We start from the raw sequence: 12736 nt of genomic DNA on the forward strand, positions 1-12736 counted from the left end.
CCGCACGAAGCTACAGCCGCGCTTGCGCGCAAAAATGCCGCACGGGTTCCGCCGCTCCTTTCTTGCGGAGGCAAATAGAGTATGGTTTGAACCAGCCTTGAATTGTCCGGGATTCCCGTCCCGGCATTATTCGGCATTCTTGCGGTCCGATCGCGAGGAACTGGGAGATGACGAGGGCGATGAGAAAATTCCTGGCAACCGCCAAAATCGTAGCTAGTGCCGCCGCCACGTTGTTTGCCGCTGCATCCGCTCATGCAGCCCAGCCTCAACCCTGGGAAACCAGTTTTCAGCCTCCGGCGACCGATATTATGAGGCAGATCGAGTGGTTCGGAAACTATTCGTTCGCGTTCATCATTGTGATCACCGCCTTGGTGCTTTTTCTGATCGCCTACTGCATTTTGAAATTCCGGGCGAGCGTCAACCCGACCCCGTCGCGCACCAGCCACAACACGCTGATCGAGGTCATCTGGACTGTCGGTCCCGTCGTCATCCTGCTCTGTCTCGCCATTCCTTCGTTCCAGCTGCTGACCGCGCAATACACGCCGCCGGAAGAAGCCAAGCTGACCGTCAAGGCGACGGGCAATCAGTGGAACTGGGATTACGAATACCAGGTCGACAACACGCTTTCCTTCAATTCCGCGATCCTTCAGGATGCCGACAGGGCTGCTGCCGGCAAGGAAGATCGCGCCGCCTATCCGCGCCTGCTCGCCGTCGACAATGAGATGGTGGTGCCTGTCAACACCATGACCCGCGTGCTGGTGACGGCGACCGACGTGATTCACGCCTTTGCCATGCCGTCCTTCGGCATCAAGACCGACGCGGTGCCGGGCCGCATCAACGAGGTGTGGTTCAAGGCCGACAAGGAAGGCCTCTATTACGGCCAGTGCTCGGAACTCTGCGGCAAGGACCACGCCTTCATGCCGATCGCCATTCGCGTCGTCTCCGATGCGCAATACAAGACCTGGCTGGCGGCAGCCAAGACCGATCTTCCCGGCGCCAACAAGGCGCTGATGGCCGAGGTCGATGGCACGAACAAGGTAGCGGCCGCCGGCAACTGATGCCGCGACCAGAAAAGATTCAGGGAACGGAGCCGACCATGGCAGACGCTGCAGCTCACGACGACCACGACCACAAGCCGTATCATGGCTGGGTCCGGTGGGTGTATTCGACCAACCACAAGGACATCGGTACGCTTTATCTGATCTTCGCGATCATGGCGGGCTGCATCGGTGGCGCCTTATCGGTCGTCATGCGCATGGAATTGCAGGAGCCGGGCATCCAGATATTCACTGGCCTGGCACAGATGGTCTACGGCATGAACGGTGACGCCGCCATCGACGGCGGCAAGAGCATGTACAATGCCTTCACCACCGCGCATGCGCTGATCATGATCTTCTTCATGGTGATGCCGGCGCTGATCGGCGGCTTTGCCAACTGGATGGTGCCGATCATGATCGGCGCGCCGGACATGGCGTTCCCGCGCATGAACAACGTCTCGTTCTGGCTGCTGCCGCCGGCTTTCATCCTGCTGATTATCTCGGCCTTCGTCCCGAGTGCGCCGGGCGCCTATGGCGTCGGTGGCGGCTGGACGCTTTATCCGCCGCTCTCGACATCGGGCCAGCCTGGACCGGCCATGGACCTGGCGATCCTTTCAATCCACATCGCCGGCGCCTCCTCGATTCTTGGCGCCATCAACTTCATCACCACCATCTTCAACATGCGCGCGCCCGGCATGACCATGCACAAGATGCCGCTGTTCGCGTGGTCGGTGTTGATCACCGCCTTCCTGCTGCTGCTGTCGTTGCCGGTGCTGGCCGGCGGCATCACCATGCTTTTGACCGACCGCAATTTCGGCACCACCTTCTTCGCCCCGGACGGCGGCGGCGACCCGATCCTGTTCCAGCACCTGTTCTGGTTCTTCGGCCATCCAGAAGTCTATATCCTGATCCTGCCGGGCTTCGGCATCATCAGCCATATCATCTCGACCTTTTCGAGGAAGCCGGTGTTCGGCTATCTCGGCATGGCCTATGCGATGGTTGCCATCGGCGCGGTGGGCTTCATCGTCTGGGCCCACCACATGTACACGACGGGCCTGTCGCTCGACACCCAGCGCTATTTCGTCTTCGCCACCATGGTCATCGCGGTGCCGACGGGCGTGAAGATCTTCTCGTGGATCGCCACTATGTGGGGCGGGTCGATTTCGCTTAAGACCCCGATGCTGTGGGCGATCGGCTTCATCTTCCTGTTCACAGTTGGTGGCGTCACCGGCGTGCAATTGGCCAATGCCGGCCTCGACCGCCCGCTGCACGACACCTATTTCGTGGTTGCGCACTTCCACTACGTGCTGTCACTGGGCGCGGTCTTCGCCATCTTCGCCGGCTGGTACTACTGGTTCCCGAAGATGACCGGCTACATGTATTCGCCGGTGATCGCCAACACCCACTTCTGGGTCACTTTCGTCGGCGTCAACCTGGTCTTTTTCCCGCAGCATTTCCTCGGTCTCTCCGGAATGCCGCGTCGCTATATCGACTATCCCGATGCCTTCGCCGGCTGGAATATGGTGTCGTCCTACGGCTCGTACATCTCGGCTGTCGGCGTCGTCATCTTCCTGTTCGGCGTCTTCGAGGCGTTCCAGAAGAAGCGGGTCGCCGGCGCCAATCCTTGGGGTGAGGGTGCGACCACGCTGGAATGGCAGCTGCCTTCGCCGCCGCCGTTCCACCAATGGGAACAGCTGCCGAAGATCAAGTAGGCGGTTGCCTCCTTTAATACGGAACCGCCGGCCGTCCGGCGGTTTTGGCCAACGGAATGATGGACTCTAAGTACGCATGGCCCTTGCCGAAGACAGACTGATTGACGAGCCGGGCTTCCGCATGTCGGAAGCGACGGCGGGCGATTTCTTCGCCCTGCTGAAGCCGCGCGTCATGTCGCTGGTGGTGTTCACAGCGTTTGTCGGCATGGTCGCCGCCCCGGTGACCATCAATCCGCTGCTGGCGGTGATCGCGATCCTGGCTATTGCCATTGGTGCCGGCGCGTCCGGTGCGCTCAACATGTGGTATGACGCAGACATCGATGCGGTGATGACGCGCACCGCCGGCCGTCCCGTGCCGGCCGGCCGCATACGGCCTGGCGAGGCATTGAGCTTCGGGCTGGTGCTGTCGGTTCTGTCGGTGATGACGCTCGGCGTGCTGGTCAACTGGTTGGCCGCATCGCTTCTGGCCTTCACCATCTTTTTCTATGCCGTCATCTACACGATGTGGCTGAAGCGCTGGACGCCACAGAACATTGTCATCGGCGGTGCTGCCGGTGCCATTCCGCCGGTCATCGGCTGGGCGGCGGTAACCGGATCGGTCAGCCTCGAAAGCTTGGTGCTGTTCCTGATCATCTTCCTGTGGACGCCGCCGCATTTCTGGGCGCTCGCGCTCTTCAAGTCGGAGGACTATGCCAAGGCAGGCATTCCGATGATGCCGAATGTCGCCGGCCAGGCTTCGACCAGACGCCAGATCTTTGCCTATGCGCTGGTCCTCGCACCGGTTGGCGTGCTGCCATGGGTTCTCGGCTTCACCACGCCAGCCTATGGCGTCGTTGCATTGCTGCTCGGCGCCGGCTTCGTCTGGTATGCGTGGAAGGTGCTGCAAATGGCCGATGACGACCGGGCGATGAAGCCGGCCAAGGCCCTGTTCGGCTATTCGCTGCTCTATCTCTTCGCCATCTTCGCCGCCTACCTTGGCGATTGCGTCGTCGCGCGCGCGCTGACCATCGGTGGAGCATGAGCATGGCCGAAAAGAAGCTTGAACTGGTCACGCTGACCGACCGTCAGCAGAAGGCCCGCCGCAATCGCTCGGCCGCAATCGGCTTCGCGCTGGCGGCGCTGGTGGTCATATTCTACGTCGCGACCATCGTGAAATTTGGTCACAGCGTCACCGGTTCGATGTGAGCTGAACATGACCAGGCAAACAGTCACCGATCCTACGAAGAAGAATACGAACCGCGTCGTCGCCGGCGTCTGCATCGCGTTCTTCGGCGGCATGATCGGCATGGCCTATGCCGCAGTGCCGCTCTACGCGATGTTCTGCCAGGCGACAGGCTACGGCGGCACCGTTAAACGGGCGACCCAGCAATATGCCGATCGGGTGCTCGACCGTGACATCACCATCCGCTTCGATGCCAACACCGTCGGCATTCCCTGGCAATTCCAGCCGGTCGCCCGCTCGATCACCATCAAGATCGGCGAAACAGCCGAGGCGCATTTCAGCGCGACCAACAAATTCAGCCGGCCCATCACCGGACGCGCCACCTTCAATGTACAGCCTGAACTGGCCGGACCTTACTTCAACAAGGTCGAGTGTTTCTGCTTCACCGACACGACGCTGAAGCCGGGCGAGACGTTGGACATGCCGGTCGTGTTCTATGTCGATCCCGAGATCGTCAACGCGCCGGAACTGAAGGATTTGAGGACGATTACCCTGTCCTATACGATGTTCCCGGTCGAAAAAACCAAGCCGGTCGCATCATCGGTGCCGGCCGACGGCCGCCGCAACAAGAGTTCAGATACCGAAGCAAGCCTCGGGGGTTGATATGGCAGACGCACACGCAAAACCACAACATGACTACCACCTCGTCGACCCGAGCCCATGGCCTTTCCTGGGCTCCGTCGGGGCGCTGGTGACCGCGATCGGCGGCGTCTGTTACATGCAATATCTCAAGGGCGGCGATTTCCCCATCTTCGGTTTCAACATCGCCAATCCATGGTTGTTCTTCATCGGCCTGCTGATCGTCATCTACACGATGTTCGCCTGGTGGTCTGATACGATCAAGGAAGCGCATGAGGGACACCACACTCGTGTCGTGTCGCTGCATCTGCGCTACGGCATGATCATGTTCATCGCCTCCGAGGTGATGTTCTTCGTCGCCTGGTTCTGGGCCTTCTTCGACGCCAGCCTGTTCCCCGGCGAGGTCCATCAGTATGCCCGTACCGCCTTCACCGGCGGCGTCTGGCCGCCCAAGGGCCTCGAAGTTCTCGACCCTTTCCATCTGCCGCTTTACAACACCGTCATCTTGCTCCTGTCGGGCACCACGGTGACCTGGGCGCACCACTCGCTCATCCACGGCGACCGCAAAGGGCTGATCAATGGCTTGGTGCTGACCGTCGGCCTCGGCATGCTGTTCACCATGGTGCAGGCCTACGAGTACATGCATGCGCCGTTCGGCTTCAGGGATTCGATCTACGGCGCCACCTTCTTCATGGCGACCGGCTTCCATGGTTTCCACGTCATCATCGGCACTATCTTCCTGCTGGTCTGCCTGATCCGCGCCATGAAGGGCGACTTCACGCCCAAGCAGCATTTCGGCTTCGAGGCCGCCGCCTGGTACTGGCATTTCGTCGACGTGGTGTGGCTATTCCTGTTTGCCTCGATCTATGTCTGGGCATCGAACGGCGCAATGATCGAACCGCACTGACATTGGCCCGAGGAAATGGGCCCGAGGAAAATGGGGCCGAGGAAATAGACAAGGCGGCTGCGGCGACGTGGCCGCCTTATCTTTTGCGGCAAATGCTCCTAGGATGACCCCATGAGCGACGACAAGGCGATCTGGCCACCAATCGATCCGATCTCGGCCGGCCTGCATGGCCGCTGCCCCCGCTGTGGCGAGGGCAAGCTGTTCTCCGGGTTCCTCACAGTCGGCGATCGCTGTACCAATTGCGGCCTCGATTATTCCTTCGCCGATGCCGGCGACGGGCCGGCGGTGTTCGTTATTCTGATCATCGGCTTCATCGTCGTCGGCCTGGCGCTGTGGATGGAGGTGACGCTCAATCCGCCGCTCTGGCTGCATCTGTTGCTGTGGATTCCGCTGACGCTGGTGCTGTGCCTGGCGGCGCTCAGGCTGATCAAGGGCGTGCTGCTGACGCTGCAATACCGCAACAAGGCGGCCGAGGGCCGGCTGGACCGCGGCGAATGAGCGAGGCATCAGGTTTGGTGGCCGGCCGGTCGCGGCCGAAACGCGCATTGGCGCTCGGCCTGGGTATCGTCGTGTCTTTGATCCTGCTGGCGCTCGGCACCTGGCAGGTTCAGCGCCTGCACTGGAAAGAGGGCCTTCTCCAGACGATCGACCAGCGCACGCATTCGGCGCCTGTGCCATTGGCCGAGGTCGAAAAGCGGTTTGCTGCCACCAGCGACGTGGACTACACGCCGGTGATAGTGACCGGCACTTTCCTGCATCAAGGCGAACGGCATTTCCTCGCCACCTGGGAAGGCCAGTCCGGCTTCGATGTCTTCACGCCGCTGCAACTCGAGGATGGCCGTTTCGTGCTGATCAACCGCGGCTTCGTGCCCTACGATTTCAAGGACCCCGCCAAGCGGCCGCAGGGGCAGGTGACGGGCAAAGTGACGGTGACGGGGCTCGCCCGCAACCCGCTGCCGGCCAAGCCCTCGATGATGCTTCCCGACAATGATCCGCAGAAGAACATCTTCTACTGGAAAGATCGTGACGCGATGGCCTCGAGCGCCGGCCTGCCGGCAGGTGCGGCGCTGGTGCCGATCTTCATCGATGCGAACGCCGCCGCCAACCCCGGCGGGCTGCCCGTCGGCGGCGTCACCGTCATCGACCTGCCGAACAGCCATCTGCAATATGCGATAACCTGGTACGGCCTTGCCGTCGCCCTTGCCGGTGTCCTGATCTCCTGGCTCCGCCGCCCGGCGAAAGACCAATGATCGCCGCCACTACCCTTGACAGGGCAGGGCCGCACACCTCATTTCGCGCCTTGAGCTCAGAAGTCATAGTCCGATCAACCGGCCTACAATCAGCGTAAGATGCAATCATGCTTCAGACAAAGCCACCGCTGACCATCCGGCTCTGCCAGCCGCGCGGTTTCTGTGCGGGCGTTGACCGTGCCATCCAGATCGTCGTGCTGGCGCTCAAGAAATATGGCGCGCCGGTTTATGTCCGCCACGAGATCGTGCACAACCGCTACGTCGTCGAAGGGCTGCAAAGCCTCGGCGCGGTGTTCATCGAGGAGCTCTCCGAGATCCCGCCCGAGCATCGCCAGAGCCCGGTCGTCTTTTCGGCGCATGGCGTGCCGAAATCGGTGCCGGCCGACGCCCGGTCCCGCAACCTGTTCTATCTCGACGCGACGTGCCCGCTGGTCTCGAAAGTCCACAAGCAGGCAATGCGCCATCAGCGGCTTGGCCGCCACGTGCTTTTGATCGGCCATGCCGGGCATCCTGAGGTGATCGGCACAATGGGCCAGTTGCCGGATGGCGCGGTCACTCTGATCGAGACCGAAGCCGACGCCGCAAGCTTCGTGCCCGCAGACCCGCGAGCGCTCGGTTTCGTCACCCAGACGACGCTGTCGGTCGAGGACACCGCCGGCATCATCCGCGCCCTGCAGCAACGTTTTCCCGAGTTGCACGCGCCGGCGGCGGAATCGATCTGCTATGCCACCACCAATCGCCAGGAGGCGGTCAAGGAAACAGCGGCCGGCGCCGATCTCTTCCTGGTCGTCGGTGCGCCTAACTCCTCCAACTCACGGCGGCTTGTCGAAGTGGCCGAACGCGCCGGCGCCTCGACGTCGCTTCTCGTGCAGCGCGCCTCCGAAATTCCGTGGAATGACATTGCCGGCATCTCGACACTCGGCCTGTCGGCGGGCGCCTCGGCGCCGGAGATCATCGTCGACGAGATTGTCGATGCCTTCCGGCAGCGCTTCGACGTAACCATCGAGTTGGCCGTGACGGCGACGGAGACGGAGGATTTTCCGGTGATGCGGGTGTTGCGCGATGTCGAACTGACGGCAGCCGACATGGCCTTCGTCAACGGGGCTGCGTAGCAACGATGGCGGTCTACACCGACGTCAATGAGGGCGAGCTCGGCGCGTTCCTCAGGAACTATCCGGTCGGCGATCTCTTGTCCTACAAGGGCATCGCCGAAGGCACCGAAAATTCGAATTTTCTGCTGCACACCAGCAGCGGCTCCTACATACTGACGCTTTACGAGAAGCGCGTCGACAAGGCTGACCTGCCGTTCTTTCTGGGCCTCATGGCCCACCTCGCCAGAAAGGGCATTTCGTGCCCGCTCCCGGTCACCGCGCAGGATGGCGGTGTGATCGGAACGCTTGCCGGCCGGCCGGCGGTCATCATCACCTTCCTTGAGGGTCTATCGCTGCGGCGGCCGACAGCTGGGCATTGCGGCGAGGTCGGCAAGGCTCTGGCGGCACTGCATCTCGCCGGCGCGGATTTCCCGATGACCCGCCCCAACGCCCTTGCCATCGATGGCTGGCGCAAGCTGTGGAACGCCGCCCACGCCCGCGCCGATGAGGTCGAGCCGGGATTGGCGGCTGAGGTCGATGCCGATTTCGCCGATTTCGAGCGGAACTGGCCGAACGGTCTGCCGCAGGGCATCATCCATGCCGATCTTTTCCCGGACAATGTATTCTTCCTCGGCGAGAAACTGTCCGGGCTGATCGACTTCTATTTCGCCTGCAACGACCTCTACGCTTATGATGTTGCCACGTGCCTCAACGCCTGGTGCTTCGAGAAGGATTTTTCCTTCAATCTGACCAAGGGCACGGCGTTGCTTGCCGGCTACCAAAGCGTGCGGCCGCTGAGCAGCGACGAGAAAGCGGCGCTGCCGATGCTGGCGCGCGGTTCGGCGCTGCGCTTCATGCTGACCCGGCTCTACGACTGGCTGACGGTCCCGGACGGCGGGCTTGTGATGAAACGCGACCCGACCGAATATATCCGCCGGATGCGCTTCCATCGGGCGATCAACTCTCCTTCCGAATATGGACTAACATGACCAAGCGCGTTGAAATCTTCACCGATGGTGCCTGTTCGGGCAATCCCGGGCCTGGCGGCTGGGGCGCGATCTTGCGCTTCAACGGTGTGACGAAAGAACTGTCGGGCGGCGAGGCTGCCACCACCAACAACCGTATGGAACTGTTGGCGGCCATCTCGGCGCTTAATGCGCTCAAGGAGCCCTGCGCCGTCGATCTTTATACCGACAGCAACTATGTCAAGGACGGTATTTTCAGCTGGATCGACGGCTGGAAGCGCAACGGCTGGAAGACGGCCGCCAGGCAGCCGGTGAAGAATGCCGAGCTGTGGCAGCAGCTCGATGCAGCGCGTAACCGCCATCAGGTCACCTGGCATTGGGTCAAGGGCCATGCCGGCCATCCCGAGAACGAGCGCGCCGACGAACTGGCGCGGCTCGGCATGGCGCCATTCAAGAAAGGGCTCGTCAAGACTGTGGCACCAGTACCAGGTTCGCAGTCAAAGCAGCCGACGACCACAAAGGCGCGGCGCTCGACCCAAAGCTATTGAATTCCGGCTGCGGGTCCGCTCTCTGGCAGGAAGAGCTCTATCATGCCGATCGCATACTACATCACGCATCCCCAGGTTCAGGTCGATGCCAACGTTCCAGTGGCGGAATGGGGACTATCCGACCTCGGGCGAGCGAGAACATCGGCAATGCTCGATCAGCCGTGGGTTGGGTCGATTCGGCGGATCGTGTCATCGGGTGAACGCAAGGCGATAGAAACCGCCGAGATACTCGGAAGGCATCTCCGCCTTGCGATCGAGGTGAGGGAAGGGATGCATGAGAATGACCGATCGGCAACCGGTTTCCTGCCGCCTTCCGAGTTCGAAGCGGTCGCCGACCAATTCTTCGCCAATCCAAACAGCAGCATTCGTGGATGGGAGCGAGCTATCGATGCCCAGCGTCGTATTCTAAGCGAGGTAGACACTGTGCTAGGCACCGACGCCGCTGTCGACGTCGCATTCATAGGTCACGGAGGTGTCGGAACGCTCCTGCTGCTCTCTTTGAGCGGTCGGGAAATCAGCCGCGAGGCGGATCAGCCAGCGAGCGGCGGGAACTACTTCGCATACGATACCGGTGCGCGTCGCGTTATCCATGGATGGCAGCCGATCGACAGGCCGGCGCAGCGCCGCGACGGCTGACTTGGCTATCGGATGAGCAGGGCGGTGCCGAACAGTCCGAGCGCGAACACCGTGTGCGACACCAGATTGAGGGCGCGGACCTGCATTGGATTGGGGCGCTTCGAAGCGGCCCAGCCGGCACCCATGCCGGGCGCCAGCAGAAACCAACCGGCGCCGACGGTGACGATGCCGAGGATAAAGGCCGGCAGGAAGGTCGGCGCGGTGAGCCAGCCCGTTCCGGCCAGCACGACCAGTATGATGCCGTAGACGATGCCGACAGCATAATGAAAGGCCCAGCCAAGTGCAGATTCATGCGCATAGGGCGAGGCCTCGCCAATGTCGTCATGGAAGACCTTGCCTTCCCTGAGATGCCAGACCCAGCGGCCGACCAGCCCCCAGTTCGGCCGCGGCTGAGCAAACGCCTTGTTCAGGAAAATCGCCCAGATATCCATAAGCGCGGTTGCGCCGATACCGATCGCGACAGCGCGCCAAAAGATGTCAGACATAACCGAGGTCCCAAAAAGCAAGCAGTCCCGAAGCGCCGACGCATGGCCCTGAAAACCGGGTCGGCTTTCGGAAGGATCATGCGCCGATGAAAAGGCGGCATCCTTTGAACGCGTAGCGCTCGAAGGCGCCCTTTGTCATCCCTGGCCTAGGCTGTCGCCAAGACGGAAAGCTGTCCGAGAATGTGAGCCGCACCGGACTCGTCGACGCCGGGCTTTGTCTCGACATTGAGTGCGGTGACCTTGCCGTCATCGACGATCATCGAAAAACGCCTCGAGCGCAGCCCCATGCCGCCGCTGGAGAGGTCGGCGTCGAGGCCGACCGATTTGGCGAAATCGCCATTGCCATCGGCAAGATAAAGTATTTTGCCTTCACCGCCGCTGAAGCGAGCCCAGGCTCCCATGACGTGAACATCGTTGACCGAGACGACGGCGATAGTGTCGACGCCGCGCGCCAGGATGGCGTCGTAATTATCCAGGTAGCCCGGCAGGTGATTATTGCTGCAGGTCGGCGTGAAAGCGCCTGGAACGCCAAACAGCACGACCGTCTTTCCTGAGAATATCTCGCCCGTCGTGATCGGCTTTGCACCGTCGGCGGTCATTGTTTTGAAGGTCGCATCCGGCAGTTTGTCGCCAACGGAGATCGTCATGATGGTCCTCGCTTGAGAATGGAAAGGGAGTGTCCTTGCGATAGCGAACTAAGGCGCGCCCGGCAACCGTCCAGACGTTGGCATCACGGAAAAGGCAGCAGGCCTTCGACCGCGCCAGCGGCACTTGTCAGTGTGTAGTGAAGGCCGCCGTCGGTTGGCGTTGTCGACGGCCTGTCGAGGATCGGCACCGTAAAGATCAGCTTGCCATCCTTTTCGCTGCGGGTCGGGGCACCGAACATGTAGTCGCGTTCGCCGGCAACGAAGAAGTCGGCGGCCTCGGGAGTGCCCGGAAAGCTCGCTTCGACAATCAGGGTTTCGTGATCGCCCGGCAGGACGTTTATTCCGAAATCGGGCGTTGCCGTGGCGGGCAGAGTTGCAAGGCCTGCCTTGACCAGTGCCGCATCCTCGGCGTTGTCGGGATCGGCGCCGGGATCGATGGTCAGCCTTGTCTGCACCGGGATGCAGATGGTTTCGCAAATGCCGAGGAAGATGTCCGCATCGATGACGGCCGGCTGGCCGGGTGCAGCAAGCGTGAACGTCACCGGCAATGAAACCGGGTGGTCGTAGCCGGCCCATTTGCCATAGCCGTCATCGTGGCGCTGCGGCGGCGGAAACGAAAGCGTCGCGTCGGCAATGTTGGTGCTGGCCGAGATGTCGATCTGTGGCGGCACGCCCGCATCGCCCGGATCGCGCCAATAGGTCTTCCAGCCTGGCTTCAGCGCAATGTCGAGGACACCTTGGAGACGCCCGGCCTCGTCGGCTTTGCCGCTCGTCACCAGCCGCACCCGGCCGCCTTCGCTATTGTACCAGGCCGACGAGGAGGCTGAGGCGGGGAGGCAGGTCGCCGACCCAATGGCCACGCCAAGCAGCAGGATTTTCAAGCTTTGCATGGCAATTATTTGATCGTCTGTTGATGGCCGCACAATGATTTCATGACGCCGCCGGCATCATATTTGCGTGACCTTTGACTTATGAGCCTGATCAAATCGGGCGCCGCCCATCTTTTCGGCGCCCTGGAAACGCGTTACCCTGTGGTCATGGATTTGTTGCGTCATAAAAAGACGGCCGCAGGACCCGGCTTTCTCGACGACCAGTTCCTGATTGCCATGCCCGGCATGAAGGACGACCGCTTCACGCGCTCCGTCATCTACATTTGCGCGCACAGCGACGAAGGCGCGATGGGGTTGATCATCAACCAGACGCAGCAGATGCTGTTTCCGGACCTGCTCGTGCAACTCGGGATCATGAACGAACTGGAGGCAATTCGCCTGCCGCCGCCGGCGCGCGACTTCGTCGTGCGCAATGGCGGACCGGTGGATCGCAGCCGCGGCTTCGTCCTGCATTCGGGCGACTACCGGGTGGAATCCTCGCTCGCCGTGTCCGACGACGTCTGCCTGACTGCGACCGTCGACATATTGCGCGCCATCTCCTCCGGCCGCGGACCCCGGCGGGCTCTGATGGCGCTCGGCTATGCCGGCTGGGGTGCGGGTCAGCTTGAAAACGAGATCGTCGAGAATGGCTGGCTGACTTGCCCGGCTAGTGCCGAGCTTCTGTTCGACGCCGACATCGACCGCAAATACGACCGGATCCTTGCCTCGATCGGCATCGATCTCGCGCATCTCAGCCTGGCTGCCGGTCACGCCTGAACCTCATTACG

General features: G+C 61.7%; 16 protein-coding genes. 13 read left to right on the plus strand and 3 right to left on the minus strand.

Annotation, left to right across the window (positions count from 1 at the left end; all coding sequences use genetic code 11):
* Nucleotides 1-179 precede the first annotated feature (179 nt).
* From coxB to NKJ93_RS11165, 12 genes are all read left to right on the plus strand, one after another.
* A complete protein-coding gene (gene coxB / locus NKJ93_RS11110) occupies nucleotides 180-1058 on the plus strand; it encodes a cytochrome c oxidase subunit II (RefSeq protein ID WP_023716919.1) in 879 nt (292 codons plus the stop codon).
* Between the two features lie 38 nt (nucleotides 1059-1096).
* On the plus strand, nucleotides 1097-2749 hold the full coding sequence (gene ctaD / locus NKJ93_RS11115) for a cytochrome c oxidase subunit I (RefSeq protein ID WP_023716920.1): 1653 nt from the start codon (nucleotides 1097-1099) through the stop codon (nucleotides 2747-2749).
* A 76-nt stretch (nucleotides 2750-2825) separates the two neighbouring features.
* Complete coding sequence (locus NKJ93_RS11120) at nucleotides 2826-3770, plus strand: heme o synthase (protein WP_352483710.1); 945 nt, start codon at nucleotides 2826-2828, stop codon at nucleotides 3768-3770.
* Nucleotides 3767-3934 carry a cytochrome c oxidase system small membrane protein gene (locus tag NKJ93_RS11125; protein ID WP_023716922.1) on the plus strand — a complete coding sequence of 56 codons (168 nt, stop codon included), beginning with the start codon at nucleotides 3767-3769 and terminating at the stop codon, nucleotides 3932-3934. The genes NKJ93_RS11120 and NKJ93_RS11125 overlap by 4 nt, the downstream gene beginning before the upstream one ends.
* 7 nt (nucleotides 3935-3941) lie before the next feature.
* Entirely contained in the window at nucleotides 3942-4574 is a 633-nt protein-coding gene (locus NKJ93_RS11130; RefSeq protein WP_352589015.1) for a cytochrome c oxidase assembly protein, read from the plus strand.
* Nucleotide 4575: 1 nt separating this feature from the next.
* Nucleotides 4576-5457 carry a cytochrome c oxidase subunit 3 gene (locus NKJ93_RS11135; protein ID WP_023716924.1) on the plus strand — a complete coding sequence of 294 codons (882 nt, stop codon included), beginning with the start codon at nucleotides 4576-4578 and terminating at the stop codon, nucleotides 5455-5457.
* Nucleotides 5458-5568: 111 nt separating this feature from the next.
* Complete coding sequence (locus NKJ93_RS11140) at nucleotides 5569-5955, plus strand: DUF983 domain-containing protein (RefSeq protein WP_023716925.1); 387 nt, start codon at nucleotides 5569-5571, stop codon at nucleotides 5953-5955.
* Nucleotides 5952-6707, plus strand: coding sequence for an SURF1 family protein (locus tag NKJ93_RS11145; protein WP_352589018.1), 756 nt, complete (start codon nucleotides 5952-5954; stop codon nucleotides 6705-6707). Before NKJ93_RS11140 ends, NKJ93_RS11145 begins: the two co-directional genes overlap by 4 nt.
* A 107-nt stretch (nucleotides 6708-6814) precedes the next feature.
* Nucleotides 6815-7819, plus strand: a complete 1005-nt coding sequence (gene ispH / locus NKJ93_RS11150) for a 4-hydroxy-3-methylbut-2-enyl diphosphate reductase (protein ID WP_352589021.1) — start codon at nucleotides 6815-6817, stop codon at nucleotides 7817-7819.
* 5 nt (nucleotides 7820-7824) lie between these two features.
* Nucleotides 7825-8787, plus strand: a complete 963-nt coding sequence (locus NKJ93_RS11155) for a homoserine kinase (protein WP_023716928.1) — start codon at nucleotides 7825-7827, stop codon at nucleotides 8785-8787.
* Complete coding sequence (gene rnhA, locus NKJ93_RS11160) at nucleotides 8784-9311, plus strand: ribonuclease HI (protein ID WP_023716929.1); 528 nt, start codon at nucleotides 8784-8786, stop codon at nucleotides 9309-9311. The genes NKJ93_RS11155 and rnhA overlap by 4 nt, the downstream gene beginning before the upstream one ends.
* A gap of 42 nt (nucleotides 9312-9353) precedes the next feature.
* The gene (locus NKJ93_RS11165; protein WP_352589024.1) at nucleotides 9354-9947 is read left to right on the plus strand and encodes a histidine phosphatase family protein; all 594 of its coding nucleotides are present in this window, start codon (nucleotides 9354-9356) and stop codon (nucleotides 9945-9947) included.
* A 5-nt stretch (nucleotides 9948-9952) separates the two neighbouring features.
* On the opposite strand, the gene NKJ93_RS11170 is transcribed toward NKJ93_RS11165, so the two are convergent.
* The 3 genes from NKJ93_RS11170 to NKJ93_RS11180 all read right to left on the minus strand — a co-directional run bounded on the left by NKJ93_RS11170 (nucleotide 9953) and on the right by NKJ93_RS11180 (nucleotide 11969).
* Nucleotides 9953-10432 (minus strand): DUF2938 domain-containing protein, encoded by a 480-nt coding sequence (locus NKJ93_RS11170; protein WP_023716931.1) that lies wholly within the window; start codon nucleotides 10430-10432, stop codon nucleotides 9953-9955.
* A gap of 146 nt (nucleotides 10433-10578) precedes the next feature.
* Nucleotides 10579-11079, minus strand: a complete 501-nt coding sequence (locus NKJ93_RS11175) for a peroxiredoxin (protein ID WP_352589027.1) — start codon at nucleotides 11077-11079, stop codon at nucleotides 10579-10581.
* 83 nt (nucleotides 11080-11162) lie between these two features.
* Nucleotides 11163-11969 (minus strand): protein-disulfide reductase DsbD domain-containing protein, encoded by an 807-nt coding sequence (locus NKJ93_RS11180; RefSeq protein ID WP_023716933.1) that lies wholly within the window; start codon nucleotides 11967-11969, stop codon nucleotides 11163-11165.
* A gap of 147 nt (nucleotides 11970-12116) precedes the next feature.
* Between NKJ93_RS11180 and NKJ93_RS11185 the strand changes: the two genes are divergently transcribed.
* Nucleotides 12117-12725 carry a YqgE/AlgH family protein gene (locus tag NKJ93_RS11185; protein ID WP_023716934.1) on the plus strand — a complete coding sequence of 203 codons (609 nt, stop codon included), beginning with the start codon at nucleotides 12117-12119 and terminating at the stop codon, nucleotides 12723-12725.
* The last annotated feature ends 11 nt before the right edge of the window (nucleotides 12726-12736 follow it).

Source organism: Mesorhizobium sp. M0028 (genome assembly GCF_040323855.1).
Lineage (GTDB): Bacteria > Pseudomonadota > Alphaproteobacteria > Rhizobiales > Rhizobiaceae > Mesorhizobium.

What these genes read in the sequence shown, in the direction of transcription:
- NKJ93_RS11185 (WP_023716934.1), top strand. Translation starts at nt 12,117, where the DNA reads ATGGATTTGTTGCGTCATAAAAAGACGGCCGCAGGACCCGGCTTTCTC.
- NKJ93_RS11135 (WP_023716924.1), top strand. Translation starts at nt 4,576, where the DNA reads ATGGCAGACGCACACGCAAAACCACAACATGACTACCACCTCGTCGAC.
- NKJ93_RS11180 (WP_023716933.1), bottom strand. Translation starts at nt 11,969, where the DNA reads ATGCAAAGCTTGAAAATCCTGCTGCTTGGCGTGGCCATTGGGTCGGCG.
- coxB (WP_023716919.1), top strand. Translation starts at nt 180, where the DNA reads ATGAGAAAATTCCTGGCAACCGCCAAAATCGTAGCTAGTGCCGCCGCC.
- NKJ93_RS11175 (WP_352589027.1), bottom strand. Translation starts at nt 11,079, where the DNA reads ATGACGATCTCCGTTGGCGACAAACTGCCGGATGCGACCTTCAAAACA.
- NKJ93_RS11170 (WP_023716931.1), bottom strand. Translation starts at nt 10,432, where the DNA reads ATGTCTGACATCTTTTGGCGCGCTGTCGCGATCGGTATCGGCGCAACC.
- NKJ93_RS11140 (WP_023716925.1), top strand. Translation starts at nt 5,569, where the DNA reads ATGAGCGACGACAAGGCGATCTGGCCACCAATCGATCCGATCTCGGCC.
- NKJ93_RS11165 (WP_352589024.1), top strand. Translation starts at nt 9,354, where the DNA reads ATGCCGATCGCATACTACATCACGCATCCCCAGGTTCAGGTCGATGCC.
- ctaD (WP_023716920.1), top strand. Translation starts at nt 1,097, where the DNA reads ATGGCAGACGCTGCAGCTCACGACGACCACGACCACAAGCCGTATCAT.
- NKJ93_RS11145 (WP_352589018.1), top strand. Translation starts at nt 5,952, where the DNA reads ATGAGCGAGGCATCAGGTTTGGTGGCCGGCCGGTCGCGGCCGAAACGC.
- ispH (WP_352589021.1), top strand. Translation starts at nt 6,815, where the DNA reads ATGCTTCAGACAAAGCCACCGCTGACCATCCGGCTCTGCCAGCCGCGC.
- NKJ93_RS11130 (WP_352589015.1), top strand. Translation starts at nt 3,942, where the DNA reads ATGACCAGGCAAACAGTCACCGATCCTACGAAGAAGAATACGAACCGC.
- NKJ93_RS11155 (WP_023716928.1), top strand. Translation starts at nt 7,825, where the DNA reads ATGGCGGTCTACACCGACGTCAATGAGGGCGAGCTCGGCGCGTTCCTC.
- rnhA (WP_023716929.1), top strand. Translation starts at nt 8,784, where the DNA reads ATGACCAAGCGCGTTGAAATCTTCACCGATGGTGCCTGTTCGGGCAAT.
- NKJ93_RS11125 (WP_023716922.1), top strand. Translation starts at nt 3,767, where the DNA reads ATGAGCATGGCCGAAAAGAAGCTTGAACTGGTCACGCTGACCGACCGT.
- NKJ93_RS11120 (WP_352483710.1), top strand. Translation starts at nt 2,826, where the DNA reads ATGGCCCTTGCCGAAGACAGACTGATTGACGAGCCGGGCTTCCGCATG.